The 25,863-nt window shown below is 66.3% G+C and carries 22 protein-coding genes; 20 read left to right on the forward strand and 2 right to left on the reverse strand.

Features of this window, described 5'->3' with window-relative positions:
• The first annotated feature begins 291 nt into the window (after positions 1–291).
• From VM685_RS16590 to VM685_RS16665, 16 genes are all read left to right on the forward strand, one after another.
• Positions 292–1,197 carry a transglutaminase-like cysteine peptidase gene (locus VM685_RS16590; RefSeq protein ID WP_325461288.1) on the forward strand — a complete coding sequence of 302 codons (906 nt, stop codon included), beginning with the start codon at positions 292–294 and terminating at the stop codon, positions 1,195–1,197.
• Between the two features lie 3 nt (positions 1,198–1,200).
• Entirely contained in the window at positions 1,201–2,577 is a 1,377-nt protein-coding gene (locus tag VM685_RS16595) for an O-antigen ligase family protein (protein ID WP_325461289.1), read from the forward strand.
• Positions 2,574–3,140: a hypothetical protein gene (locus VM685_RS16600; protein WP_325461290.1), complete on the forward strand. Its 567-nt coding sequence runs from the start codon at positions 2,574–2,576 to the stop codon at positions 3,138–3,140. The genes VM685_RS16595 and VM685_RS16600 overlap by 4 nt, the downstream gene beginning before the upstream one ends.
• Positions 3,141–3,272: 132 nt before the next feature.
• Positions 3,273–4,247: a hypothetical protein gene (locus VM685_RS16605; protein WP_325461291.1), complete on the forward strand. Its 975-nt coding sequence runs from the start codon at positions 3,273–3,275 to the stop codon at positions 4,245–4,247.
• Between the two features lie 45 nt (positions 4,248–4,292).
• Positions 4,293–5,705, forward strand: coding sequence for an outer membrane beta-barrel protein (locus VM685_RS16610; protein ID WP_325461292.1), 1,413 nt, complete (start codon positions 4,293–4,295; stop codon positions 5,703–5,705).
• A gap of 132 nt (positions 5,706–5,837) precedes the next feature.
• Complete coding sequence (locus tag VM685_RS16615; protein ID WP_325461293.1) at positions 5,838–8,045, forward strand: GumC family protein; 2,208 nt, start codon at positions 5,838–5,840, stop codon at positions 8,043–8,045.
• Between the two features lie 241 nt (positions 8,046–8,286).
• Positions 8,287–9,549: a WcaI family glycosyltransferase gene (locus VM685_RS16620; RefSeq protein WP_325461294.1), complete on the forward strand. Its 1,263-nt coding sequence runs from the start codon at positions 8,287–8,289 to the stop codon at positions 9,547–9,549.
• Positions 9,550–9,573: 24 nt separating this feature from the next.
• Positions 9,574–10,650, forward strand: coding sequence for a GDP-mannose 4,6-dehydratase (gene gmd / locus VM685_RS16625; protein ID WP_325461295.1), 1,077 nt, complete (start codon positions 9,574–9,576; stop codon positions 10,648–10,650).
• 8 nt (positions 10,651–10,658) lie between these two features.
• Complete coding sequence (locus VM685_RS16630; protein WP_325461296.1) at positions 10,659–11,444, forward strand: class I SAM-dependent methyltransferase; 786 nt, start codon at positions 10,659–10,661, stop codon at positions 11,442–11,444.
• Complete coding sequence (locus VM685_RS16635; protein ID WP_325461297.1) at positions 11,441–12,163, forward strand: FkbM family methyltransferase; 723 nt, start codon at positions 11,441–11,443, stop codon at positions 12,161–12,163. Before VM685_RS16630 ends, VM685_RS16635 begins: the two co-directional genes overlap by 4 nt.
• The gene (fcl, locus tag VM685_RS16640; protein WP_325461298.1) at positions 12,160–13,107 is read left to right on the forward strand and encodes a GDP-L-fucose synthase; all 948 of its coding nucleotides are present in this window, start codon (positions 12,160–12,162) and stop codon (positions 13,105–13,107) included. The genes VM685_RS16635 and fcl overlap by 4 nt, the downstream gene beginning before the upstream one ends.
• A 157-nt stretch (positions 13,108–13,264) precedes the next feature.
• Positions 13,265–14,083: a hypothetical protein gene (locus VM685_RS16645; protein ID WP_325461299.1), complete on the forward strand. Its 819-nt coding sequence runs from the start codon at positions 13,265–13,267 to the stop codon at positions 14,081–14,083.
• 24 nt (positions 14,084–14,107) lie between these two features.
• The gene (locus VM685_RS16650; protein ID WP_325461300.1) at positions 14,108–15,424 is read left to right on the forward strand and encodes an O-antigen ligase family protein; all 1,317 of its coding nucleotides are present in this window, start codon (positions 14,108–14,110) and stop codon (positions 15,422–15,424) included.
• Positions 15,414–16,985, forward strand: coding sequence for an FAD-dependent oxidoreductase (locus tag VM685_RS16655; RefSeq protein WP_325461301.1), 1,572 nt, complete (start codon positions 15,414–15,416; stop codon positions 16,983–16,985). Before VM685_RS16650 ends, VM685_RS16655 begins: the two co-directional genes overlap by 11 nt.
• Complete coding sequence (locus VM685_RS16660; protein WP_325461302.1) at positions 16,982–17,971, forward strand: aldo/keto reductase; 990 nt, start codon at positions 16,982–16,984, stop codon at positions 17,969–17,971. The genes VM685_RS16655 and VM685_RS16660 overlap by 4 nt, the downstream gene beginning before the upstream one ends.
• Positions 17,968–19,251 (forward strand): lipopolysaccharide biosynthesis protein, encoded by a 1,284-nt coding sequence (locus VM685_RS16665; protein WP_325461303.1) that lies wholly within the window; start codon positions 17,968–17,970, stop codon positions 19,249–19,251. Before VM685_RS16660 ends, VM685_RS16665 begins: the two co-directional genes overlap by 4 nt.
• Before the next feature lie 1,612 nt (positions 19,252–20,863).
• Here VM685_RS16665 and VM685_RS16670 read toward each other — a convergent pair.
• Positions 20,864–21,181 carry a hypothetical protein gene (locus tag VM685_RS16670; protein WP_325461304.1) on the reverse strand — a complete coding sequence of 106 codons (318 nt, stop codon included), beginning with the start codon at positions 21,179–21,181 and terminating at the stop codon, positions 20,864–20,866.
• A 103-nt stretch (positions 21,182–21,284) separates the two neighbouring features.
• On the opposite strand from VM685_RS16670, the gene ligD reads away from it, so the two are divergent.
• The 4 genes from ligD (at position 21,285) to VM685_RS16690 (ending at position 24,114) form a co-directional block, all read left to right on the forward strand.
• Complete coding sequence (ligD, locus tag VM685_RS16675; RefSeq protein ID WP_325461305.1) at positions 21,285–22,229, forward strand: non-homologous end-joining DNA ligase; 945 nt, start codon at positions 21,285–21,287, stop codon at positions 22,227–22,229.
• Positions 22,230–22,325: 96 nt separating this feature from the next.
• Positions 22,326–22,514 (forward strand): DUF3606 domain-containing protein, encoded by a 189-nt coding sequence (locus VM685_RS16680; protein ID WP_325461306.1) that lies wholly within the window; start codon positions 22,326–22,328, stop codon positions 22,512–22,514.
• Between the two features lie 270 nt (positions 22,515–22,784).
• A complete protein-coding gene (locus VM685_RS16685; protein ID WP_325461307.1) occupies positions 22,785–22,979 on the forward strand; it encodes a hypothetical protein in 195 nt (64 codons plus the stop codon).
• Positions 22,980–23,130: 151 nt separating this feature from the next.
• Complete coding sequence (locus VM685_RS16690; protein WP_325461308.1) at positions 23,131–24,114, forward strand: hypothetical protein; 984 nt, start codon at positions 23,131–23,133, stop codon at positions 24,112–24,114.
• Here VM685_RS16690 and VM685_RS16695 read toward each other — a convergent pair.
• Positions 24,111–25,739: a phospholipase D-like domain-containing protein gene (locus VM685_RS16695; RefSeq protein ID WP_325461309.1), complete on the reverse strand. Its 1,629-nt coding sequence runs from the start codon at positions 25,737–25,739 to the stop codon at positions 24,111–24,113. The two genes, VM685_RS16690 and VM685_RS16695, sit on opposite strands and share 4 nt — an antisense overlap.
• Positions 25,740–25,863: the final 124 nt, after the last annotated feature.

Raw genomic sequence — 25,863 nt, forward strand, 5'->3', positions numbered from 1 at the left:
GCTCCGCACGTGCGGGTCCCCTCGAACCCGGCTTTCTACTTCAGACCTGCTCCGCGGGAAATAGGCCCGCCCGCGTCACGCCGACACAAGTTCCTAAACGTACAGCAAAGCTCGCGCCGGATTCATGACTAACGCGGGATTAAGTGGATAATTCCAGTTTACTTCTCTCAAGTTTGGTAAACGGGAGCGGAACCATAAGCTTTCGGACTGTTGAAAGCATATATCTACAATCAACGTTAAAGCGACAGGGCGCACAACCCACCCAACAACTACAAATTTGGGTGTGGTGTGGTGTCTTACTTCAATACGCTGGCCCAGCGCGCGCTCATGCTCGGCCTGGGTTTCTCCGCGGCGGCCTGCGCGACCCTGCCGGAGCCTTCCGCCCCGATGGCGCTCGGCGCCGCGGCGACCGCCCCGCGCGGGTTCGTGGAGTTTTGCGGCCGCCAGCCCGGCGACTGCGGCGCCTCGGCCGCGGAGCTCGAGGCGATGAACCGGGCCGCGCCGAAGGCGGCGTCCACCTCGGTCGCCGCCATCCAGTTCGACTGGAGCGGCGTCTTCGGGACGAGTGCGCCTGCGCCCAAGGCCGTGATCCCGGCGGTCACGGCCGCTGCTCCGGCGGCCGACGCCGCCTTCCGGTACGACTGGACCCAGGTGTTCGCGAAGCAGCTGCAGGCGCCGGTCGCGCCCTCCGCCGCGGACGCCGCCCTGCCCGCCGTGGCGGTCGCCGAAGCCTCTGCGGCCGCCGAGAAGCTGCCGCTGACCCCCCGACTGTGGTCCCTGGTCACCCGCACCAACGAGGCGGTGAACCGCGCGATCGTCCAGCGCACCGACGCCGAGGCCTATGGGGTCGAGGAGATCTGGAGCACGCCGCTGCAGGCCGGGGGCAAGGTCGGCGACTGCGAGGACTATGTGCTCGAGAAGCGGCGCGCGCTCGTCGCCGCGGGCCTCCCCAAGGCGGCCCTCTCCATCGCCGTCGTCACCACGTCCAGGGGCCAGAGCCACGCGGTCCTGCTCGTGGACACCGACGCAGGCGAATACGTCCTCGACAACCTGAGCCCGTGGGTCCTGCCGTGGACCAAGACCCCCTACCAGTGGCGCGAGCGGCAGGTGGCGGGCTCCGCCGCCCGCTGGGCGTTCGCCGCCGGCCCGGCGCTGGAGACGAGCGCGCCCCGCCTCTTGCTCGCCAGCCTGCACTAGGCTTTGTTCCCGCGCGATCGAAGCGGGGGTGGCGTGCAGATTCGGGCGGAGGACAGGGTCGGCGCGCCATGGTGGACGCCCGGCTGGTGGGCGCAGGACGCCCGGTGGCTGGCGCTCGCCGCCCCGGCCCTGATCTTCGCCGGCCACGCCCTCTACGGCGCCATGCTGCCAAAGACGGCGCTGACGCTGGCGCTGCTCGGGGCCCTGCTGCTCGGCGCCTGCCTCGCCACCCCGAAGCTGCGGCGCGAACTCGGGCGCATCCGCGACCTCACCCTGCCCGCAGCGCTGTTCGGCGTCGTCGTTCTCGTGGCGCTCTGGTCGATGACGCCGTTCGTTCCCAGCGGACCGCATCCGGTCTGGGCCTACGTCGGCATAGCGCCAGGCGCAGCGACGCTCGACAAGTCCCAGACCCTGCTGGAGCTGATCAAGCTCCTGGGGCTGGCCTGCCTGTTCGGCGTCGGCCTGGCCGCGGGCGCATCCGACGAGCGAGCCCGCCTGACGGTGAACGTCATCCTCGTACTGGGCGCAGCGATCGCCCTCTGGTCGTTCCTGACCTTCGCCGGTGGGCGGCTTGGGCCGTCCGTAAACCGCCTCGGGGGCACCTTCGCCGGCCCCAACACCGCAGCCACCTTGTTCGGGACGCTCCTGCTGATGACCGTAGGGGCCGGCGTCTCGCGGGCACGGTCGGCACCCGTCCGGCGCCGCTTCAGCAGCACGGCGCCTTTGGCCGGCGCGGCGCTCCTTCTGGCCGTGAGCCTGCTGGCGACGGCGTCGCGCGGCGGCTTCGCGGCCGCGGCCTCGGGGCTTCTCGCCTTCGGAGCCCTGCAGGTGTTCAGCGGCCGAACGAAGCTCTCGCGGGCCAGCATCGCAGCGGTGTTCGCGCTCGTCGCAGGCGCCGTCCTGCTTGCCTTTGCCGGCGAGGTCCTGATCGCCCGCCTCATGGGCAGGGGCTGGGAGCTCGATAGCCGTCGGGAGGTCTTCGAGGCGCACTGGCAAGCGTTCAAGGGCGCGCCGTGGCTTGGCCATGGCCTGGGCAGTTTCGACACCCTGAACCGGCTGTTGCTCGATGCGCGCAACGCGGCCGATATCTGGAACGTCCGGGCGGCCCACAACGTCTATCTCTCCTGGCTGGAACAGGGGGGGCTGCTAGCCGCCATCCCGATGTTCGCGGCCATCGGATGCGTGGTGGTCTTGGCCACCCGCAACGCCTTGAGGCGCACACGCATGACCGCGGTCCTCTTCGGCCTGCTAGCTGCGGACCTTGTCGTGCTCGTCCACGGCCTCACCGACTTCGCCCTCGAGACATATTCCATGGCAGCCTTCTGGAGCCTGCTTCTCGGACTGCAGTTCAGCGCCGGCCAGGGCTCTTCCCGCCGATGACCGAACGCGGCACGACAGCGATCCTGGCCACCCTCGCCGCAGCGGGCGGGCTCCTGAGCCTTGGGGGCCTGGTGGTCCTCAACACCGGCGCGACGCTTGGACCGCCGCCACTGACCCTCGGCTTCAGCCAGGGCTACGACGAAGCCGCCTATCGCCGCGTGCTGGGTTCGCCCTCGGCCGCCGACGTCGACTGGGCGGAGCGCAAGTCGCGGGAGGCGCTCGCCGTCGCGCCCTACGAGAACAGCCCGCGGCTTCGACTGGCCTACATAGATTTCCTGCGCCATGGCCGGCTCACGCCTGCCGGCGTGCAGCTCTTCAGCCAGTCCTATGATCTGCTCCCCGTGGACCCCAATATCGCGGCGTGGCGCATCGGCTTCGGACTCGAGCATTGGGAGCACCTGACGCCCGACGCACGGCGAGCTGTCTATGAGGAGGCCCGCGCCTTCCATCGGCTCAGAAGCCGGGACGTCAACGTGCCGCGGGTGCTGGCCAGCGTCCGCAATCCCAGCGGACGTCTAGCGGCGGCCCTTTGGATTAGCAGCTTTGACCGGCACTCGCCCTAGAGTGTCGCAAAACTGCATCAGTCGCGGGGAATGCCGGGAATGTGAATATTTGATTTAGGATCGACTTTCCGTGTGGTCTAGCTTATGAGGCTAACTCTCGAAATCGAGTTGGGCGATGTTGTGGGGCAAGCTATGAACCTTAAGAATATGAGCCTCGGCGCGGCGATGCGTAGCCTCGTGGCCGTCGCTGCGATCGGCGGCGCGACGATGGTGGGCGGCACGGCGCTGGCCCAGCTCACCGCCCAGGACCAGGGCTCGGCCCAGGCGCTGGCGACCGACATCGCCCAGGCCGTCCAGGCCGCGGTCGCCGCCAACCAGGGCCAGCCCGGGCCGGTCGTGGAGCAGGCGGTCGAGGCCGCCATCGCCCAGACCATCGCGGCCTCCCAGGCGCCGCCAGCGGTGGCCAACGCCGCCATGGCCACGGCCGTCACAACCCTGGCCAGCCAGGGCCTGACGGCGGTTCCCGCCGTGGCCCAGGCTGTCCAGTCGCAGCAGGCCGCTGTGGTCGCCACCGCCGTCACGGCGGCCGTCCAGACGGCCGCCGCGAGCAGCGCGGGCCAGACGCCTGCAGCGCAGCAGGCCGCGGTCGAGCAGGCGATCGCCACCACCCTCGCGGTGGCCCAGGCCCCGCCGGCCGTCGCCAACGTGGCCATGGCCGCCGCGGTCAGCAACCTCGCCAGCTCCGGCGTCACGACCACGCCGGCCGTCGCCGCCGCGGTGCAGGCCCAGCAGACCGTCGTCGTCTCCACTGCCGTGGCCGCCGCCGTGCAGACCGCCGTGGCCGCGTCCGCCGGCGCCGACGCGGGCGCCCAGCAGGCGGCCGTCGAACAAGCTATCGCCAGCACGCTGACCACCGCGGCGGTTTCGCCCGCGGTTGCCCAAGCCGCGCTGACCACCGCCAACACGACGCTGGCGAGCCAAGGCATCACGAGCCCGGCGGTCACCGCTGCTGTGACCAACACTCAGCAGACGGTGGCGACCCAAACTAGCGCGCCGCCGACACAAATGGCGCAGGCCCCGACGGGAGAGACGACCACCGGTACGGTCCAGCCGCCCGCGCCGCCGCCGCCGCCCGCGCCGCCGGTGGTGCCGGACTACCGCGGCTAGCCGAGAACTCTACAGGGCAAGCTTTGGGGGGCTTGCCCGAGCTGCATGCGCACACGGGCGCAGCGGCACGTACACGAACAGGGGATAGTGATCGTGATTGGGGATAAGCGGATCTTGGCCGCCGGAACGGCCATGCTTCTCGTGGGCGGGTACTCCACCGCCGCGCTGGCGCAGACGCCGGCCGGCGGCCCGATAGCCACGCCTTCGACGCAGTCCAGCATCGGGCCCACGGCGGAGCGCGTCGGGATGGCCCTGCCGACGGAGGCCGCCAGCCTCTTCGCGCGAGATCGCAACGTCGCCGTCAGCCAGCGGCCCCGCGAGGGCTATGAGGCGCGCGGTCTCCGGGTGGGGGGCTTCCTCGCCTATCCGAAGGTTTCGGTCACGGCGGAGCACAACGACAATATTTTCGCGACCGACGGCGATGAGGTGGATGACCTGATCTGGCGCGTGACGCCGGAGGTCGCGCTCAATTCGGACTGGTCGCGGCACGCACTGGGCGCCTATGCCCGCGCGATCCTGAACCGCTACCAGGATTTCGACAGCGAGAACACGACCGATTACGGCGCGGGCCTAAATGGCCGGCTGGACCTGCTCCGCTTTACGAGCCTGACGGGCTCGTTCGACTGGGCGAAGCTGACGGAGCCGCGAACCTCGCCCGACAGCCCGGGCGCGGGCGCCGAGCCGACCCAGTACGACCTGGCCTCCCTGCGCCTGATCGGCGAACACACGGTCAACCGTCTGCGCTTCCAGGGTCGCTACGCCTTCCAGCGCTTCGACTACGACAGCCCGCCCCGCATCGGCGGCGGCATCATCGACCAGACCTTCCGCGACCGGAACGTGAGCCTGCTCGCCGGCCGTGTCGACTACGCCGTCAGCCCGGACACCGCGCTCTTCTTCGAGGTCATCGGCAACAAGCGGGAGTACGATCGCGCCGCTACCGCGACCGAAGCCGGGCGGGACTCGGACGGCATACAGTTCCTGGTCGGCGCGAACTTCGAGCTGGGCGCCGTCACCCGTGGCGAAGTGGCCGTCGGCTACTTGAAGCAGTCCTTCGATGATGCCCGTCTCGAGGATATCGACGGCTTCGGCGCGCGCGCCCAGGTCGAGTGGTTCCCGACGCAGCTCACAACCGTGACCTTCACCGGTTCGCGCACCGTCGAGGACAGCGCCACCCCCGGCACCGGCGCCTACCTGTCGTCGAACATCGGCGCCCAGGTCGACCACGAGCTGATGCGCAACGTGATCCTCACCGCGCGCGCCGCCTACGGCGAGGACGAGTACGACATCATCAACCGCCGCGACGAGCGCCAGAGCGCCGGCGTCAGCGCCACCTATCTGCTGAACCGGAGCATCGGCCTCGCGGCGAGCTACGCCTACGACCGTCGCGACACGGTCAAGGGCGTCGGCACCGACTTCAAGCAGAACAAGATCGCCGCCACGCTCACGGCGCAGTTCTAGGCAGCGCGCATAGGCCGCACCGGTCGCATCGGTGCGGCGCTATGATTGTTGGCCCAGCTCCTGCAGTGATCTGGGCGCTGCATCTTCGAGGCTGCCAAAATGAACATCCATAGTCCCGTTCCCGCATCGGACATGGAGGAGCGCGGGTCCTTTTCCAGTTCCGTCTCCCCGCTGGGCCAGATCGACCTGCGCCGGCTGTATGCCGCCTTCCGGCGCCGCATCCGGCTGGCCGGCGGGATCGCGCTGCTGGTGTTCCTGACCGCCATCCTGCTGACCCTGAGCGCCACGCCGATGTACACGGCCACGGCCAACGTCATGCTGGACACCCGCCAGGAGCGGGTCACCAACGTGGAGGAGGTTCTGTCCGGCCTCCCCGCCGACTCCAGCGTCGTCGACACCGAGGTCGAGATTCTGAAGTCGCGGCAGCTCGCGGAGCGGGTCGTCAAGGCGCAGAAGCTCGGCCAGGATCCGGAGTTCAACAGCACGCTGAGGGAGCCGAGCGGCCTCGGTGCGGTGATCAGCGGCGTCGCAGGCGTGTTTGGCGGGGAGAAGCCGCAGGAACGGCTCTCCCCCATCGAAGCGCAGAAGCAGCATGAGCGCGTCGTCGACGCGGTCCTCAGCCATCTGTCCGTAAAGCGCGCCGGCCTCACCTACGTCATCAACGTCAGCTTCGAATCCGAGCAACCGGCGAAGGCGGCGCGGATCGCGAACACCTTCGCCGAGCTGTACCTTTTGGAACAGCTGGAAGCGAAGTTCGACGCCACCCAACAGGCGACGCGCTGGCTGAATAGTCGCCTCGACGAGTTGCGCAGCCAAGTGCTCGCGGACGAAGCGGCCGTCCAGCAGTTCAAGATCGCCAACAACCTGCTGAGCGCATCGGGCACCAACCTGACCGAGCAGGAGATTTCCAACTACAACTTGACCCTGTCCCAGGCTCGCGCCCAGGTCGCCGAGGACGAGGCCCGCCTCAACACCGCGCGGCGCCAACTCGCGTCCGGGTCGACTGGGGAAGACGTCGGCGAGGCGCTGAGCTCGCCTGTGGTCCAGAAGCTTAGAGAACAACGCGCCCAGGTCAGCGGCCAGGTCGCGGACCTGCAGGGCCGTTACGGCGAGCGCCACCCCGAGATGCTGAAGGCCAAGCGCCAGCTTTCGGACATAGACGCCCAGATCGAGCAGGAGATCCAGCGGATCATCTCAAACCTCGAGGCCCGCGCGTCGGTGTCCCGGCAGCGCGCAGCCGCTCTCGCCGGCAGTCTCGGCGGGGCGCGCGGCACCCTGGCCGCCAACAACCGCGCCATGGTCCGCCTCAACGAGCTCCAGCGCACCTCGGAAGCCTCGCGCACGCTCTACGAGAGTTACCTGAACCGCTACAAGGAGACCTCCACCCAGCAAGGCATTGAGCAATCGGACGCGCGGGTGGTCTCCAAAGCGAAGATCCCGACCGGCCAGAGCTCGCCGAAGGTGCCGCTCAACCTGGCATTGGGCCTGCTCCTCGCCCTCGGAGCCGGAGCCGGCGCCGTGGTGCTCGCTGAAATGCTGGACGCCGGCCTGGCCACTGCGGAGGACGTCGAGCGGCGCCTGGAGACCTCCTACCTTGGCGCGGTTCCCCTCCTCGCCTCAGTCGCCGATAGCAGCAAGGCCGCGCCCATCGACTACGTGGTCGAGAAGCCGCTTTCCAGCTTCGCGGAAGCCTTCCGGAACCTGAGAACCTCGATTCTCTACGCCCGGCTCGGCGAGCCCGTGAAGGTGGTCGCCGTCACCTCGTCCCTCCCGGGCGAGGGCAAGACGACGACGTCGATCTGCCTGGGCCGCACCTCCGCGCTGCAGGGCGCCAGGACCATCGTGGTGGACTGCGACCTGCGACGCCGGACGGTGAACCGGGTGCTCGGGGCAGAACCCAGCGTTGGGCTGCTCGAAGTCCTGGGCGGCGACGCCACGCTGGACGCCGCAATACAGGTCGACGCCGCGACCGGAGCCCACTACCTGCCCCTCGCCAAGAGCGCCTTCACCCCGAAGGACGTCTTCGGCTCGGTGGCCATGGATCGCGTGCTTGCGGAGCTTCGCGCGCGCTACGACCTGGTCGTGCTGGACACGGCCCCCGTCCTTCCGGTGGCGGACACCCGCGTCCTCGCGCCGAAAGCCGACGCCGTGATCTTCCTGGCCCGTTGGCGCAAGACGCCCCAGCAGGCGATCGAGTCCGCCTTCCGCCTGCTGAACGGCACCGGCGCCCACTTGGGCGGCGTAGCCCTGACGCAGATGGATATGAAGGAGCAGACCCGGTACGGCTATGGCGACCCGGGCTACTACTATGCGGAGTACAAGAAGTACTATGTGAGCTGAGGTCCTGACGGCGAGGTGGCAGGGCGGCGCCGGGTGAACATCTGGCGCAGCACCTGCAACGCCGCTGCTCAGGTGTGCAGGATTGGGACAATGGCGGCGCTGCGGCGATCGGCCCCCTGCTAGCTAGCGATTAGGGGCGCTATCGAACGTCGGTAGGGACAAGCCTCGGCGGCGGAGCACTTGAGCTCTGAGAGGGGCAGAGTTTTCGGGGGAAGACCGTCAGCCACGGCGGGGGGCGTCTTTGAAAAAGCGGATCGTCATCTACGGCATCAACTATGCCCCCGAGATCGCGGGCGTGGGCCGTTACACCGGCGAGATCGGCGAGCACCTGGCAGCCGAGGGTCACGACGTCTGCGTGGTCACCGCGCCGCCGCACTACCCCGGCTGGAAGGCCAAGGCGCCATACTCCGCCAGGCACTACGCGAAAGAGACCCTGGCCGGCGCCAAGGTCTATCGTTGCCCGCTCTACCTGCACCAGGAGATGCGCGGCATCCGCCGCCTGCTCGCGCCGCTGTCCTTCGCGCTGAGCTCCGCGCCGGTCGCCTTCTGGCAGATCCTCAAGCGCCGCCCCGAGGTGGTGCTCACCGTCGAGCCCACTCTGTTCACGGCGCCGCTGGCCCTGCTGGCGGCCAGGCTGGTAGGCGCCAAGACCGTGCTGCACGTGCAAGACCTGGAGATCGAGGCTGCCTTCGCCGTCGGCCATCTCGGCAAGGGCGGACTGCTCGTCAAGGCCGCGGCGCTCTACGACCGCCTGGTTACCCGCGCGTTCGGCCGGGTGATTACCATCTCCTACCGGATGGCGGAGAAGATCCTCGAGAAGGGCGTCCATCCGGCGCAGGTGGAGGTGATCCGCAACTGGGTCGACCTCGAGCAGATCCGCCCGCAAGAGACCTCGCAGGCCTACCGCGCGGAGCTTGGCCTGAAGCCCGGCGATTTCGTCGTCCTCTACTCCGGTAACATCGGCGCAAAACAGGGCGTCCGGCTGGTGATCGACGCGGCCCGGGAGTTGCAGGGCCGCCCCGACATCGTCTTCGCGATCGCCGGCCAGGGCCCGATGCGGTCGCAGGTCGAGGCGGCCGCCGCCGAGCTGCCGAACATCCGCGTCTACGACTTCCAGCCCGAGGCGCGGTTCTCGGAGTTCCTCAGCCTCGCCGATCTCCACGTCCTTCCGCAGGAGCGAGACGCCGCCGACCTGCTGCTGCCCTCGAAGCTCGGCGGCATGCTGGCGTCCGGCCGGCGCATCGTCGTCACCGCCGAGGCCGGCACCGAGCTGGCAGCCTTCCTCGACACCTCGTCCATCCTCACCCCGCCCGGCGATGCGCTGTCGCTCGCCGGCGCCATCCTGCAAGCCGCCGCCGAACCGCCCTGCCCCGAGCAACGCGCCCACCGGCTGCGGCTCGCCCAGGCCCTGGGCAAGCCCGGCCTGATCGCAGATTTCACCCGCGCGGCTCTCTTCTTGCAGCGGTCGCCTCAAACAACCGCCGCACGTCTCAAAGCGGCATGAGCATCATCTCCGAGGGGTCTTCACATGCCTGACGCGAAAGGCCGCAAGGTCGCGCTGATCACCGGCGTCACGGGCCAGGACGGCGCCTATCTGACGGAGCTTCTGCTCGGAAAGGGCTACGTCGTGCACGGCGTGAAGCGGCGCTCGTCGTCGTTCAACACCGGCCGCATCGAGCACATCTACCAGGACCCGCACGAGGAAGACCCGCGGCTGCGCCTGCACTACGGCGATCTGACCGACGCCACCAACCTGATCCGCATCGTGCAGGAGGTGCAGCCGGACGAGATCTACAACCTCGCCGCCCAGAGCCACGTGGCGGTGAGCTTCGAGACGCCCGAGTACACCGCCAATGCCGACGCCGTCGGCACCCTTCGCCTGCTCGAGGCCATCCGGATCCTGGGACTTCAGGACAAGACCCGCTTCTACCAGGCCTCCACCTCGGAACTGTACGGCTTGGTGCAGGAAGTTCCCCAGAAGGAGACCACCCCCTTCTATCCGCGCAGCCCCTATGGCGTGGCGAAGCTCTACAGCTACTGGATCGTGGTGAACTACCGCGAGGCCTACGGCATGCACGCCTCCAACGGCATCCTGTTCAACCATGAGAGCCCGCTGCGCGGGGAGACCTTCGTCACCCGCAAGATCACGCGCGCCGCCGCGGCCATCGCCCACAAACGCCAGGAAAAGCTCTACCTGGGCAACCTCGACGCCAAGCGCGACTGGGGCCACGCCCGGGAGTACGTCCGCGGCATGTGGCTGATGCTGCAGCAGGAGCAAGCCGACGACTACGTGCTGGCCACCGGCGAAACCACCACGGTCCGGCAGTTCGTGGAGTGGGCCTTCGAGGACGCCGGCTTCAAGCTCCGGTGGGAAGGTGAAGGCGAGGACGAGAAGGGCTACGACGCCAAGACCGGTAAGTGCCTGGTCGAGGTCGACCCCCGCTACTTCCGCCCCACCGAAGTCGACCTGTTGCTCGGCGACCCCACCAAGGCGCACACGAGGCTCGGCTGGGCGCACGAGACCAGCGTCCGCGAGCTCGCCCGCGAGATGGTCCGCGAGGACCTGAAGGCCATGCTCACCGACCCGATCGCGGCCTACGCCTGAGCAGCGCCATGCCATCTGTCGCCGAGGATAATCTAGTTGCGTGCTTCCCCGAGCGAAGCATCGCGGGGTTTAGCCGCCTCGACCTCACATTCCTCTTCTACTCGTATATCCACGCCCTGATTGGCCCCACCTCTTCGGTGTTGGACCTTGGAGCCGGTCGAGGTGCACACGGCGGAGCCGAAATCTCCGACTACAAGCGTCGGTACGCAACGCTGCAGGGGCGGGTTGGCCGCGTCGTTGGTGCGGACGTTGACCCCGCGGTCCTTCAGAACCCGCACGTCGACGAAGCTGTCGTATTCGACCCATGCGCGCCGCTTCCCTTCCCGGACGCGACCTTCGATGTCGTCCTTAGTGACTGGGTGCTCGAACATGTGGAAGACCCAGCTTCCTTTGCACGAGAGGTCGAACGAGTCCTGAAGCCTGGAGGATGGTTTTGCGCCCGCACCCCGAACCGCTTCGGCATCGTGGCGATGGGAGCGACGCTGATTCCCAACAGCCTTCACAGTAAAGCCATTTCGATCCTGCAGCCGGGCAGGTCCGAAGTCGACGTGTTCCCAACCCGTTATCGACTGAACACAGAATCGGCGATCCGCCGCTACTTTCCAGAAGGCCGCTGGCGCAATTGCTCGTTCACTCACTCCGCCGAAATCATGTATTTCGCGCGCAGCCGCGCACTTCTTCGCATCACATCATGGATCGGAGGTGTCGTTCCGGCGGCTCTGCGCCCGTTCTTGTTAGTCTTCGTCCAGAAAAGGCCGACGGCTGCTCCGGATACGGCTAGGACGCCACGATGATTTCGCGCGCACACAAGCTTGCCGCAATCGCGATCCGCCCTCAGCTCTGGCCGGCGCTGTGGCTGCGTGTGGCCCCGACAGTGGAGCACGAGGCGTCGCTTTCAAGATTCGCCTTCGGCACTGTGATTGACGTCGGCGCCAACAAGGGGCAGTTCGCGGCCTTCGCCGCGGCCACCTGGCCGCAGGCGCGGCTCGAATGCTTCGAACCCCTGCCTGCGCCGCGCGCCCGCTTGCAGCAGGTCCTTCGGACCTTCGCCGCCGAGCGTTCCACGGTGCACGATCTAGCCTGCAGCCGTGAGTCAGGCCTCGCACTCATGCATGTTGCTAGCCGCGAAGACTCCTCGTCCCTCCTGCCGCTCGGCGACCGCCAACGCGAAATGTTTGGCATGGATGAGGCGGGGCAGCTCAGCGTGCGCACCGAACGCCTGGATCAGGTGGTCAGCGGCGAACTCGCTCGTCCTGCCCTTCTGAAGATCGACGTACAGGGCTTCGAATACGAGGTGCTGGAGGGCGCGACCGCCCTGCTGCCGAATATCGACGTCGTCTACGTCGAGGCGTCGTTCGTGGAGCTCTACGCCGGCCAGAAGTTAGCGGACGAGATCGAGCGATTTCTGTGGGGCCACGGGTTCGCGCTGAAGGGCCGTTTCAACACCCACTTCGACACGGACGGCTCGGCCATTCAGGCCGACCTCCTGTTCGTCGGGGCCGAGCCGCGGTGAGCCTCTATCGGCTTCAGGGCAAGCGCGTCTGGGTAGCCGGCCATCGCGGGATGGTCGGCTCGGCGGTGGTCCGCCGGCTGGCGTCGGAGGACTGCGAGGTCCTCACCGTCGGCCGAGACGCGGTCGACCTGCGCCGCCAGGCGGACGTGGAGGCTTGGATGGAGGCCAACAGGCCCGACGCCGTGGTCCTAGCCGCGGCCAAGGTAGGCGGCATCCTAGCCAACGACGCCCAGCCCGCCGACTTCCTCTACGAAAACCTGATGATCGAGGGGAACATCATCCACGCCGCCTTCCGGGCGAACGTGGGCAAGCTGCTGTTCCTCGGCTCGTCGTGCATCTATCCGAAGTTCACGCCCCAGCCGATCCCGGAGGACGCCCTCCTCACCGGCCCGCTGGAACCCACCAACGAGTGGTACGCGATCGCAAAGATCGCCGGCATCAAGCTGGCCCAAGCTTACCGCAAGCAGCACGGCTGCGACTTCATCAGCGCCATGCCCACCAACCTCTACGGGCCCGGCGACAACTTCGACCTCGACTCCTCCCACGTGCTCCCGGCCCTGATCCGCAAGGCGCACGAGGCCAAAGTCGCAAACGCCCCTTCGATCACCATCTGGGGCACGGGCACGCCGAGGCGCGAATTCCTCCACGCCGACGACTGCGCTGACGCGCTCGTCTTCCTGCTGAAGACCTATTCTGACGCCGAGCACGTCAACGTCGGCTCCGGCGAGGACATCACCATCAGCGACCTCGCCCGTCTGGTCTGCGACGTCGTCGGCTTCCGCGGTGAGATCCTCAATGACACGACCAAGCCCGATGGCACTCCCCGCAAGCTGATGAGCGGTGACAAGCTCCGCGGGATGGGCTGGTTGCCGCGGATCAACCTCGAACAAGGCGCTGCGAGTACGTACGCATGGTTCCTTGATCGCTGCATTGTGTCGAGCTGACCCCTACTCCGCTTTGACGCACTAGAAGGGCTTCACACAAATGAAGCGCAGTAAGCCAGCACTCGCGCCGGTCGCCGTCTTTGCCTACAGACGGGCAGACCACCTAGCCCGAATGCTTGACAGTCTGCGGGCCTGCCGTGGGTTCGCGGACACTCATGTGACGATCTTCGTCGACGGTCCAAAGGGAGCCTCCGATGTCACTGCGGTGAACGAGGTCAGAGCTCTTGTCACCAGCCTTAAATTACCAAACATCGAGGCCCGCTTCCGCCAAGAGAATGTGGGATTGAAAAACGCGATCTACTCTGGCGTCAGCGAACTCTGCCAGCGCTTTGGTCGGACCATCGTACTGGAAGATGATCTCGTGCTCTCCCCCGCGACGCTCGAATATTTCAACCGTGGTCTGGATACCTACGCGTCCGATGAACGCGTGTGGGGACTTGGCGCCTATCTGTATGACACGCCATCTCTGCGCGGCCGGCAGGCAGCTTTCGCACTGCCGTTTGCGCATCCGTGGGGGTGGGCGACTTGGTCAAGAGCTTGGGACCATTTCGATCCAAACGAAGAGGTCGCGCCCGCAATCCTCTCGTCTCGCTCCTTCAGGATGTTCTTTAATGCCGCTGGCGTGCGGCGATTTAGCGATATACTTGAACTGTCAACTGAAGGACGGGTGAATAGTTGGTTTATCAGGTGGTACTACACTGTTTTTATGCACGGCGGCCTGTACATCTATCCCCCGAGGACTCTCGTAAATAACATCGGTGTATCGGGAGAGGGCGGAACACACGGCTCTCGCCTCAACCCGTACTACCTCCTGACCCGCCCATCCAAGATGAGCGATTACGAGGTGACGTTTCCTACGGAGATACGCGTCGACTACCCTGCACTGGACAAGGTGGCTGCCTCCTGGGAGGCGCGGGTGCAGGACGGGATCGCGCTTGCAGGGAAGCTTAAGCGTCGACTCTCCCGCAAGACCTGATTTCACCTGAATACAAGCGCGCGAATGATCATCATCCTTGTCATCTTATCTGCACTAGTCGCCTCGATCCGGTATCCAGGAGTAGGTTTGGCGTTGGCGGCATCCCTCTACACTCTTGAGCACGCCTTCTATCTGCCTGGTTGGCTCCAGGGATTGATGGCGATCGCACCAGCGCTGGTCGCCGCGGTGCAATTTCGCCGATCTTCCGTGCGATTTCATCGGATTGACGCGCTCATGCTCGCCTTCATCGCCTACCGGCTAATTTCCAACGCTTGGGCGCCAACCCAAATAGACAAGACGTCCATCGAGCTCCTGATGAACAACGCGCTGCTGCTAGCCTACTACACCTCGGGCCGCATCATTGCGAGCTCACGAGACGGTCGGCATTTCGCCCTAGAGATGCTCGTCGGATTTCTCTTGATACCGCTGGCATACGTTCTTAGCCCGAACCTACAGCAGCTTTGGGACAGACAAATATTCGTCGGCGCGACGGCCGTGGGCCTCTCCTACCCATTGAATATCTGGATTGTTGTTGGCTTGGCCGTCGTCCTGTTCGCCTGGAAGGCAAGAAACATGCGGGGCCCAGACGCCAATACGCTTCCAGGCCAAGTTGCATGGACGCTTGGGCCGGTAGCCATCGTCTGGGGCACGCTTCTTCTGTTGGACAATGGCTCCCGCGGCGCGCTGCTTGGCGCCGCCGTCGCGCTCGCAGCCGCCTTGTGGATCGGTGGAAGTCGCCGCTTACAAAGACAGATTCTCCTCGCGGGCGTACCCCTCGCCGTTGCCCTCGTCTTCATCCACCTCTTTGAAGCAGCCATCGTGGAGTGGGTCGGCACCCTCGGGAGAGATCGCTTCTCGCGCCTGGTGATTGTCGCCCTTGAGACGCTCGGCCTCGACACAGGCTATTCGATAGAAGACTACGCGTTTCGCGCGCGTGAAGTGGTCCAGGCTCTCGCCGTTAGTCAATTCGTAAACAGCCCCCTGATCGGATGCGGCTATACCTGCACAACCCCCTCGACGCTAATGTATCCCCACAATATATTCTTGGAGGTAGCAGCCGAACTCGGCTTGGTCGGCCTCAGCATGTTCGCCACCCTCGTGCTGGCTGCTGTATACAGAGCCGCGGCCACGATCTCGGAATACAAGAATCTCACCATGTTCAGCGTCGCGCTAGTGTTGCTTGCGCTGCTCGTGCAACACCAAGTGAGCTACTTCATGGACATTGCACGAATGCTCTTCTTTGCGCTGGGAGCCTTGGTCGTTAAGGAAGGTGGCATTGGCGCGAGGGAGTCCGAGCGCACCAGTTTGTCGTTCTCCGCGGGGCACACTCTTGATCGTTGATGCCTTTCCCGACAATCCGGCGACAACAGAGTACGATGTCATTGTCGTTGGCTCTGGCGCTGTTGGCATGTGCCTCGCTATCGATCTCGCGCGCAGCGATCTCAAGGTCGCCCTCTTGGAAGCGGGTGGACGCACGCTAGCGAACGCTTCGCAGTCCATTTTTCGGCGAGCGTCTTGGAGCGGATATCCCCTGGAAGGGCTGCATGTCGGCCGATTTCGAGCGCTCGGGGGCACCACCAATTTTTGGGGCGGGCAGCTGGCGCCGTTCGACTCAGTAGTCTTCGAGGAACGGCCGTGGGTTGCTGATGCGCGATGGCCTGTTACGCACAGCAATCTGCAACCGCACTACAGCGCTGCGTATCAAATGCTGGGTGTCACAGCCTTGAGTGATGCTGAAGTTTGGGAGAGATTGGCTTCCATCCCGCCAAACCTTCCCGACGAATTGGAGGTGTTCTTCACGCGGTGGGCACCGGAGCCTAACCTTGCGCGGCTTTTTCGGCCCGAGCTCACCACAAGAACGAATCTACACGTCTACCTTAATTCGCCGGTCGTCGGTCTAGCCCCTTTCGACCGGGGAGAGCGTGTGGCCCCTGTGATCTTGAGGAGCGGCGGCCAACGCCAGGTGCTGCATGGCCGTCACATAGTTCTTGCGAACGGCACTGTTGAGATGGCGCGGCTAATGATGCTTCCGCTGGAGGGCGGGGCGGTTGGACCTTGGTCGGAAAATCCGTGGCTTGGACGAGGGTTTATGGACCACATCGACGCCTTCGCCGGCGATGTGAAGCCCATCTCGCGGGCGAAGTTCGACCAAGCGTTCGACAACGCGTTTGTGTCTGGGATTAAGCACCATCCCAAAATCAAGCTATCCGAACAAGCTCAAAGGTCTCACCGGCTTGTCGGCGTTGCTGCGCATTTCGTCTATAACTCGGCGCAATCAGAGCATATCGCGAACCTAAAAATCCTGGTCCGCGGCCTGCTGCGCGGACGCTTTGAAAAAATTGACTTGCGCAGTGTCAGCGAATTCTTTGAACTGAGGAAAATAGTACTCCCGATGGCGACGCGATACCTTCGCTACCGGCGAATGTACAATCCAGCCGACAAAGGCATTCAGCTTCGCCTCACGACCGAGCAGATACCGCTACGCACGAGCCGACTTACCCTACGGCGTGACGTCGATGAGCTCGAGATGCCTTGTGTCAATTTGGACTGGCACATCGATGGGTCCGAACTGGATACGATGGCTCGCTTCGCAACGTCGGTCCGAGACGCGCTCCGGGGCGCTTCGCTCGCTGATATTGACCTCAGCCCAACTCTGCTCGCACGAGACCCGGCGTTCTTGGCCACGATCGACGACGCGAATCATCAGATGGGTATGGTCCGCATGGCAGGCCGCGAAAGCGATGGTGTAACTGACGCCAACCTGCGCGTTTTCGGCTGCGACAACCTGTTTGCCGCAGGTGCCGCGGTATTCCCGACTTCGGGATTCTCTAACCCCACGCTCACAGCGATCGCTCTAGGCCTGAGGCTCTCCACTCACCTCAAAGGGCTTTGCCAACGATGACTCCAGCCGTTCCATTGCCGAGCCGCACCTCCTCATTGGGCTATGGCTGCGGCGGAGTGTTTGGGGGGCCGTTTCTCAGCCAGAGCATCCGCCGAATTCGTGAGGCTTATGACAACGGGATCCGGCACTTCGATGTCGCCCCTGCCTATGGCATGGGCACGGCGGAACAAGCGCTCGGCAGGGCGCTGCGAGACTTCGGCGGAGTAACTGTAGCAACCAAAGTCGGCATCGCCCCACCCTCTCGAGTGAGATCGTCAGTCGTCCTCACCGCGCGATGGGTGGGCGGGGGCGTGCGTGCTTTCGCTCCGAATCTCGCTTCGCGAGCTGGTAAGGCAGCTTACTCGCAATCAACCACCCGCGCCCAATTCTCCGCTCAATTTGTCGAACGGTCTGTGACCGCCAGTCTTCGCGAACTGCAGCGCGAGCACGTTGAGGCCCTGCTTCTGCACGAAGTGGAACTCGATCTGATTACTGATGAACTTCTGATGGCTCTAGAACGGCTCCGGTCGTCCGGCGCGATCGGGCTCGTCGGCGTCGCCTCGACGTTCGAGCAGACCGCCCGCATTCGATCAGTTCATCCTCATGAATTTCAACTCTGGCAACACGAGTGGCGTCCGACCGACTTCTCGGCCCGTTCGGGGGTCCCCACATCCTTGCACAGCATCCTGCGCAGCGCGGCAGGCCCCCTTCGCAAGCGCCTTGCCGAAAGCCCCACCACCCTCGATAGGATGAGCTCGGCTTGCGGAGCCGATCTCGCGAACCCTACTATGTTCGGCCAAGCGATGCTCGCTGCGGCGATTGCGGCGAACCCAGATGGACTCGTTCTGTTCTCATCGCGCGACCCGCTACACATTCAGTCGAACGCTCGCGTGCTCAGCGACCCCTCTCTGCGCGACGTCGGTCGTCGCCTACTCACACAGCTCGTCAACGCTGGAGACGCGCCGGGCGGCAGGCAGGATGCCGCCTCGGCTCTCCACAGCGCATGAGCCGGACCTTCGCCACCTTCGGTGCCACGTTCCTGATCCAACTGGTCAACCTGGGATCAGGGGTGCTTGTGGCACGCCTACTCGGCCCCGAGGACAGGGGGAATTTAGCCTTCATCGTTGCCGCTTACTCGTTTATCGCCCCGGTTCTAATGCTTGGGCTCAACGAGGCAGCCGTCTATCAGCTTGCCTTGAGACAGTGGGACAAGGCCGAAATCATCTCGTCATCGCTAATGGCGTCGGCCTTGACATCAAGCTTGGCGCTAGCGGCCTGCGTAGTGTTCTACATATTGGCTATCGCCCCGCTCGGCGGAATGGTCGCCGTCGCCGGGCTGATTTTCCTAGCTTACCCGGTTCTCTATCACCTTAACCAACTCGCCCTCTCGTTCCTGCAGGTCGGCCCTAGGCACTTAATTTGGAACCTGCTTCGGGCGGCAAACGGTCCGCTTTACCTAGCCCTCATTGGTGGTGCTTGGTTTTTCGGGCGCGGGAATCTCGCGGCGATTGTCTCCGCGAACGTCATTGCCCTTTCGGTCGTCACGCTGACTGGCTTGTTCTTCAGCGGGGCCTCTCTCGCCTGCAAACGCCCGAGCGCTGGTCTGAGCCGAAGCCTTTTCGCCTATGGCCGCACGATGGTCGTTCAGAGATTGACCATCGTGACCCGAGATAACGCCGACAAAATTCTCCTACCCGCCTTCGTATCCATGACGACACTCGGACATTATTCGGTCGCCACTGCGATATCCTATTTGGTTTTCCTGATCGGATACTCGATCGATCTAATTGCGTTTCCCGCTTTGACTCACCGATCCGATCCGTCAACTCGCCGCGGATTGAGCGAGGCGACAATCAGCGCTGGAATTCTGCTATCAGCGGCGGCGGCCGCGGTTCTTTGGCCGCTGATCGATTGGGTCTTGCCGCTTTTGTTTGGAGCCTCCTTCAAACCCGCAATTCCCCTCGCAAAGGTTCTGCTGCTGGCGGGAGCCGTTCAAAGCGCGAAGCTCTGCATTGCCGCGGTCTTCAAGGCCAACGCCGGAGGTGCAGCGCTGTCGATCATCGAAGCCACCACGGTGGCTCTCACGGTGATGGGCTTTGTGTTCATTGCGCCAATATGGGGTGCTCTCGGAGCGGCGAAGGTGATCCTTGTGATTAGCGCTGTGAGCGCGATCGCCCTTCTCGTCGTTGCTCAGAACCGCGGCTATGCGCGAATGCAGAGCGTCTTGCTCCCGAGCCCCAATACTCTTGGCACGCTTGCGGTGAACGCCTTGAAACGGGGTGGCTGAAACGGCGCCCCGGCCCCATCCGCTTTCATGAGAGACTGGCGGCCGATCTTTCTAAATGTCGAAACAAAGGATTGAGAGCCCTCGGTGGCCTCGTCCAGCCGGGCGGATTACCCTCGTCCATGTTCACGTTGACGGGGGCGACCGCCCGCGGCTCAGGCGCCGCAGAAGCTCCCGTACCATTCCACCAAGGCCGGCAGGGCCTGGGCAATCGGGCCCCTGCGGGCGTAGCAGGTGAGTTGGCCGCCCCGAGGGTGCGGCGGCCGTGGCGAACCCAGGGCCACCTCACCGGCCGGTCAGCACCACCGTCGACACCGCGCCTTGCGCACGGCGGCCTCGATGAAGCGCAGGTCGTCCGCGATTTCTGGGAGTACAGCCGGTGCTGGGTCGCGCCGGAAACCGAGGCCGCCAGGGCGATGGTCCGCCGCCGAGGCGCCTAGTCTCTAGTCCGCGCTCTGCCGTTTCCACAAGGCGAGCAGTCCCGCCACGGCGACACCGCTACTCTCCGAGGCTTCGGCGAAATTGCGCCCACAGCGGAGCATCGCCAGGGCTGTGCGCTCTGGCCCGGTGAGCGGCGTGTCGCTTGAGTAATCCGCGCGGGAACACGACCCCGGGTGGCGGAGGGCCCCTTCGAGGTTTTCATTTGCCGCCCAGGGGGCGCTCGATGGTGCGTGGCTCATTCCGCCACTCTGCCGCCCTGGGTGCGGTGTCGGCCCTCGCATTTGGCGCATCGCCCACCACAATCCACATGGCGCTGGCAGATGGAGGATGGCGCTTTGGGACAGGCCGAACGGCTGCCCGCCCCGATCACGGGCGCCCCAAGGTCCAAACTGCAACTCTAAGCGCATCGGGGTTTCACGTAATCTCGCGCCCCGATCTGAACTCCAGCCAACCAGGAAGGCTGTCGCCGCCAAAACGACACCCAGAATGTCGGAGAGCCTGTCCCCGGCCTGAGGATTGCCAGGAAACCCCCGAACGTCCTGCAGCAACTCGACGGCGGCGCCTTCTCGCAGCACGACAGCCGCCGCCAGACACACCGACAGGCGGGGAAATGTGGCAAGCGCACAGGTCAAAACGGCATAGCCAAGAAGCGCATGCTCAATCCGCGCCGACTTGCCCAGCCGCCCATCGTTGTTCTGGATTAGCCACGCGCATGGGCTCCTGAATCGACACACCGACCAGAAGAGCCCGCGCTCCATAAACCGCCTGAGACTGTATCTGAGCGGCGTAGCCCGCCGCCCGCCCGCCGGAAAGTTGAAGATGGGGCGCGGACGAGGTCGGGTGCGCGGTGCAATCCGCGCGAAGGCGACGTACGCGCTTCACGACAAGGACGTGACCACCCTTAGTCGTGGTAGCGTTCCAGCAAGTCGCATCCTAACATCGATATCTTGTGATACGGGCGCTGCTGGAGCGCAAAGGCAACCGGGGATCCGCGCCGCCACACCTGTCTGGCGCGCTGGAAGGATCTCAGGCCCTTCGTCCAGCCGATAACTACGCGAACGTGTGCGCCCGCGATCGCCTCCGGCAGGCGATGGGCTTCGGCATCCCGGCACATATGCGGCACATCTCAGGTGGCGCCACTCCGTCCCACTGCGAATCCACGGCTCCGTGGAGTTCAGGGTCCCGTCGTCCAGGTCCGATACTCCGGCGGCTTGTCCGCCGGTCGGACTTCGCCCGTCCGCCGCACCAGCCGTCGCGACGCCTCGGCGCCGTCGTCGCCGCAGGTGTCCAGCACCTCGCAGATATCCTCGTGCGTCACCCCGAACTTCTCGACGATGGACTGGGCATGCCGGAAGGCGAGGTTGTTGGTCAGCGGATGGCCCAGGCTGTCGCGGTAGTCGGAGATGTCGCCCTGCTGGACGAGGGCGCCCAGCGCCTCCGCCAGCCGGCGTTCGTGACCCAGGGCGTCGTGCTCGGCATGCTCGGGATTCATGGGAACTCCTCTGTCTCGGACGGACTCGACTCTCCACGCGCCCGGAGGTTCCCGCTTGCCCAGCCGCCCGAGAGACAGCCTTCCACCGTCGAAGCGGCAGTACGTGGCCCAGCCGATGCCGCGGTTCGTGGACTTCCAGCACGCCCGGCTCGTGGCCGAGCCGCCGTCGGGCGCGGCCTGGCTGCACGAGATCAAGTTCGACGGCTACCGGATGCAGCTGCGCGCGGAGCGCGGCGAGGCGCAGGTGTTCACCCGCAACGGCCACGACTGGACCCACCAGCTGCCGGAGCTCGTGGAGGACGTCGCCGAGCTGGGCTTCGAGGGCATACTGGACGGCGAGCTGTGCCTGCTGGACGCGGCCGGCAAGCCGGCGTTCTCGGGCCTGCGCGCGGCGATCGGGCGGCGGCAGACGGCGGGGCTGGTGTTCTTCGCCTTCGACGTGCTGTGGCGCGGGGACACCGACCTGCGGACCTTCCAGCTCAAGGACCGCAAGACGATCCTGGCGGAGGTGATGGCGGATGCGCCCTCCTCGCGGATCCGGGCGGTGGAGCCCCTTCCGCAGTCGGGCGCGGCGCTGCTGGCGGCGGCCTGCCGGATGGACCTAGAGGGCATCGTCTCCAAGCGCCGCGACAGCCGCTATGTGGCCGGGCGCGGCGAGACCTGGGTGAAGTCCAAGTGCCGGCTGGCCCAGGAGTTCGTCATCGGCGGCTGGACGCAGGAGCCGGGACGCCACTTCAAGGGCCTGCTGGTGGGCGTCCACCAAGGCGGCCGGCTGCGCTATGTGGGGAGCCTGGAGCGGGGGTTCGCCAGGACCCCGGGGCTGCTCAAGCGGCTGCAGCCGCTGGCGGCGGCGAAGAGCCCGTTTGCGCTGGAGAGCCCGCGCAAGAGCGCCGAGGTCCACTGGGTGCGGCCCGAGCTGGTGGCCCAGGCGGAGTTCCAGGAATGGACGGCCAGCGGGATGATACGCCACGCGAGCTTCGTCGGCCTGCGCGAGGACAAGGACCCCGCCGAGGTGGTGCGCGAGCGGGCGGGCGAGACGCCGCTTTGAGCTGGACGCCACGCCGCGCCAGCTCGCACTACCGCTGGATGGAACCGCGCCTAGGCGATCGGGATTCTGCCGAGGGTTCACCCACGGAGAAAACATATGGCTGACAACAAGCAGGACGTCGGAGAGCCGGATCGCAGCCGCGTCTCCGGTTCCGAAGACTACGAGGTGCGCTACTTCGCCGACCAGCATGGCTTGTCGATGGACGAGGCCCGCGAACTGATCGCCCGGCACGGCAATGACCGCGAGGCGCTGAACGCGGCGGCGCAGCGCCTGAAGAGCAACTGACCGGCCCAACGATTCCCCAACACGGGCGCGCGGGGCGAGGCGCTTCCCTGGCGGCTGACTGCTATCCCGCGTTCCCATGAGCGCTTCCGGCCGCCCCCCGTCCGGCGAAGGCGGGCGGCCGGTCTGGCGGCGCCCCTCAAGCGCAGGGGGCGCGCCTCCCTTGGGCAGCGCCTGGAGGGGGCGCGGCGGGACGAGAGGGCCCGCGACCACGTTTCACAACCCTCTTTACGCGGACTATACCGCGTTCACCGAACACGCTATGCTTGCCGTATGAGTAAAGAGATCGCGGAGTTGGTGAAGATCAGGACGCGGGCCCGCGACGGCACCGCCTTCGCCGTCGTGAACGCATGCCTGGAGTTCTGTTTTCGCGCGGAGATCGCGAACGACGACCCCAGGAAGACCCTCCTCCCGGGCGAGGTCGAACAGTTCCGGAGCCTGATCGGCCGGCTGCGCGCCGGGACCTAGGACGCCGCGGCTGGGCTAGGCCCCAACAAGCCGGGAAAGCTGACGGCGGATCTCACGTCCCCGGGGGAACACCCCACGCGGAACGCCCCCATTGCGCAGGCGTCCATTCGCTGGAACGCTGGAGGCGCACGCGCTGAAAGGGGAAAGGCGCTTGGTACCGGCCACACCGTCAACGAACCCGCGACGTCCGGCGCCCGCCCGGCTGTGGCGGCTCACCCGGCTGTCCCTGGCCTACCTGCTCGACCAGATCCACCTGAGCCGGAACGGCGCCGACATCGTCGACCGCCTGCTGATCGCAGCTGTCATCGACGCCAACCTGGGCGCCATCAAGCTGGATCAGGGCCTCCAGTTCACCTACGGGGCCCTGGACGCCCCCTCGCCCGACGCGTTGCTCCGCCCGGTGAGCGTCAACGCCGTGGCCCAGTCCGTGGGCCTCCCGTTCGAGACGGTGCGCCGCCGCATCGCCCGCCTGACACGGGAGGGCGCCTGCGTCGCCAAAGACGGCGGGATCGTCGTCCCGCAGACGGCCCTGGCGAGCCCCGGCTTCAAGCGGCTGAGCGTTGCGCGCTTCGAACGGCTCAGGCAGTTCCACGCCGACCTCCTGGCGGCCGGCGCCCTCCCCGACATCGGGACATCGCCCACCGCGACGACGGAACCGCGGTGGGACGGCGATGATCCGCCCGTGCGCGTGGTGAACCGGATCCTCGCCGAGCATCTGTTGCGGTTCATCGAAGCCGTGATGCGTCAGGCGCGGGATCCCCTTGCCGCTCTCCTGCTGCTGGAGGCGGCCCGCGCCAACATCCAGCACCTGCCGGGGCGTGAGCCCCCGGAGGGCTACCCCGTCGCCGACCGTCTGCGCCGTCCCGTCCCGATCTCCACCCTGGCGGCGCGCCTGAACATTCCCGCCGAGACCCTGCGCCGTCGTGCGGCCCGTCTGGAACGGGCGGGCCTCTGCCGGCGCACGGAGGGGGGCCTGATCGTGCCCGCAGCGGCCGTCGCCAGGCCTCAGGTGCTGACACTGATGGAGGAGAACGCCGGCAACGTACGCCGGATGTTCGCACGCCTCGACCAGATCGGATGCCTGAAGGCCTGGAGCGAGGCCCCGATCGGCGGCCACGCCGCTCCGCGCTGCTAGACCACTTCCCGCACCCCTTCGGCCGCGGGCGCGGGCAGATCGGCGCGCGCGAGCGCCGCCTTCTGCCGTGCCAGGGCGGCCTCCATGTCCCGCCTGCGCCGCCACGGTCGCCAGGCGTCCGCCGGCCCGATCGGGTCTCCGATGTGGTGCGATGCGATGAAGGTGGCGAGCGGGCCGAGTTGCTTCGGGCCCAACCGCCGGAGGCGCGGCTGGCCGCCGGCCTGCAGCATCTCGATCGCCGCACCCAGTCCGCCGGCCCTGTCCACTGCACGATCGAGGACCTCGCTCGCCACCCCAAGCCAGTGAGCCACCAGATCGGAGCGCACGCGCGCGATTTCCCGCCGGGCCTGCATCGCCCCCCCGCCGGTGGCCTCCAGCGTGACATCACACTCCGTGTCGAAGCCGCACGACCGGTTGTTCAGGTTCGTGGAGCCGATGCGCAGCAGGTCGTCGTCGATGATCGCGACCTTTGCGTGGACGATGATGATCCGGCCGCCGGAGGTCACCGGGCAGTAGGCGTGAAGCCGCCGGTGGACGTTGGCGAGCTCGAGCCGCCCGATGAACGCCGACCGCGTCCGATCCATGGTCATCTGGTCGAACCAGCTGGGGCAGTGGAGCGTGGAGACCAGGATCACCTCCGGTCCGTCCTTTTCCGCCAGCCGGGCAGCCAGGGCTTCCGCGAGGATCGGAGAGGTCATGTACTGGTTCTCGAGGTAGATGCGGCGCTTCGCCCTGGCGATCATGGCCAGGAACAGCGCCTCGCTTTCCCGGATCTCCGCGAGGTCGCCGTATCGCGACCGGGTCCGCGAGATGCCGGTGGTCACCGCCCCGAAGCGCGCCTCAAGGCAGGCCGGCCAGAGCGCTGCCCCCGTGTCGCCGGGCGCTGCACGGATCTCCTCGCCGGTCGCACGGCGCCAGCGATCGCGGAAGAGCTCCCCGAGCGCCCGAGCCGGCGCCCCCTGCAGGGCCATCATCAGTTCGTGCCGGGACGCGTAGCACTTCCTACCGCGCCGGAACCGCCGGGGATCGTCGTCACGGTGGCGCACCGTGTCCCAGCGATCCGGTCCGATGTCGCCGCCGCCGCAGAACACCAGGTGGTCATCGATGATGATCATCTTCTGGTGGTGGGCCGCGCCGAACGGCAGGCTTCCGTCGAGATGGAACCGGACGCGGCTGCCCGCGAAGCACCGGCGCGCCTTCAGGGTGAAGAAGTTCTGGGTAGCGGAGATCGGCAGTGACGCCTTCCAGCACAGGACCCGAACGTCCATTTCGGGACGCTCGTCTGCGAGCCGCGTCAGGAAGGGGCCGATGCGGTCCTCGTCCGGCCCGCCGCCGCCCGGCTGCGGATGGAAGAGCGTGTCCGGATCGAACGCCCAGTTGACCAGGTGCACGGATCGCCGGGCGGCCCGCATCGCCGCCTTCGCGGCGGTGAAGTAGTCGGCCATGTCGATGATGATGGCGGCCCGCTCGGCCTCTTCCATCCGCCAGCAGGTCGTTCCCGGATCCAGCAGCACCAGCACCTCCAGAGGAGGATCAAGCCTCAAATGAAGGTGCGGTTCCGCGTCCGCCGGATGCTCCCGCTGGCGCTGCAGGCGACCCCTGGGATCGGTCCACCAGGACAGCATTCGATCCAGGGAGCTCGATGGGAATTGGGGTTCTCCGGCTCAGACCGCCCTTCCCGATCGGAGCGCAGCGACGACGCACTCTCGGCTCAGGACGAACCCAGACCCTACTGAGGCTCCGCCTCTC

Origin of the sequence: Phenylobacterium sp., assembly GCF_035539035.1 — a bacterium.
GTDB lineage: Bacteria > Pseudomonadota > Alphaproteobacteria > Caulobacterales > Caulobacteraceae > Phenylobacterium.

Bases quoted from the DNA above. Each gene is read 5' to 3' on its own strand.
- VM685_RS16610 (WP_325461292.1), top strand. From the start codon at position 4,293: ATGCGCACACGGGCGCAGCGGCACGTACACGAACAGGGGATAGTGATC.
- VM685_RS16615 (WP_325461293.1), top strand. From the start codon at position 5,838: ATGGAGGAGCGCGGGTCCTTTTCCAGTTCCGTCTCCCCGCTGGGCCAG.
- VM685_RS16650 (WP_325461300.1), top strand. From the start codon at position 14,108: ATGATCATCATCCTTGTCATCTTATCTGCACTAGTCGCCTCGATCCGG.
- VM685_RS16630 (WP_325461296.1), top strand. From the start codon at position 10,659: ATGCCATCTGTCGCCGAGGATAATCTAGTTGCGTGCTTCCCCGAGCGA.
- VM685_RS16605 (WP_325461291.1), top strand. From the start codon at position 3,273: ATGAACCTTAAGAATATGAGCCTCGGCGCGGCGATGCGTAGCCTCGTG.
- VM685_RS16660 (WP_325461302.1), top strand. From the start codon at position 16,982: ATGACTCCAGCCGTTCCATTGCCGAGCCGCACCTCCTCATTGGGCTAT.
- VM685_RS16680 (WP_325461306.1), top strand. From the start codon at position 22,326: ATGGCTGACAACAAGCAGGACGTCGGAGAGCCGGATCGCAGCCGCGTC.
- VM685_RS16685 (WP_325461307.1), top strand. From the start codon at position 22,785: ATGAGTAAAGAGATCGCGGAGTTGGTGAAGATCAGGACGCGGGCCCGC.
- VM685_RS16665 (WP_325461303.1), top strand. From the start codon at position 17,968: ATGAGCCGGACCTTCGCCACCTTCGGTGCCACGTTCCTGATCCAACTG.
- gmd (WP_325461295.1), top strand. From the start codon at position 9,574: ATGCCTGACGCGAAAGGCCGCAAGGTCGCGCTGATCACCGGCGTCACG.
- VM685_RS16635 (WP_325461297.1), top strand. From the start codon at position 11,441: ATGATTTCGCGCGCACACAAGCTTGCCGCAATCGCGATCCGCCCTCAG.
- VM685_RS16600 (WP_325461290.1), top strand. From the start codon at position 2,574: ATGACCGAACGCGGCACGACAGCGATCCTGGCCACCCTCGCCGCAGCG.
- VM685_RS16695 (WP_325461309.1), bottom strand. From the start codon at position 25,739: ATGCTGTCCTGGTGGACCGATCCCAGGGGTCGCCTGCAGCGCCAGCGG.
- VM685_RS16670 (WP_325461304.1), bottom strand. From the start codon at position 21,181: ATGAATCCCGAGCATGCCGAGCACGACGCCCTGGGTCACGAACGCCGG.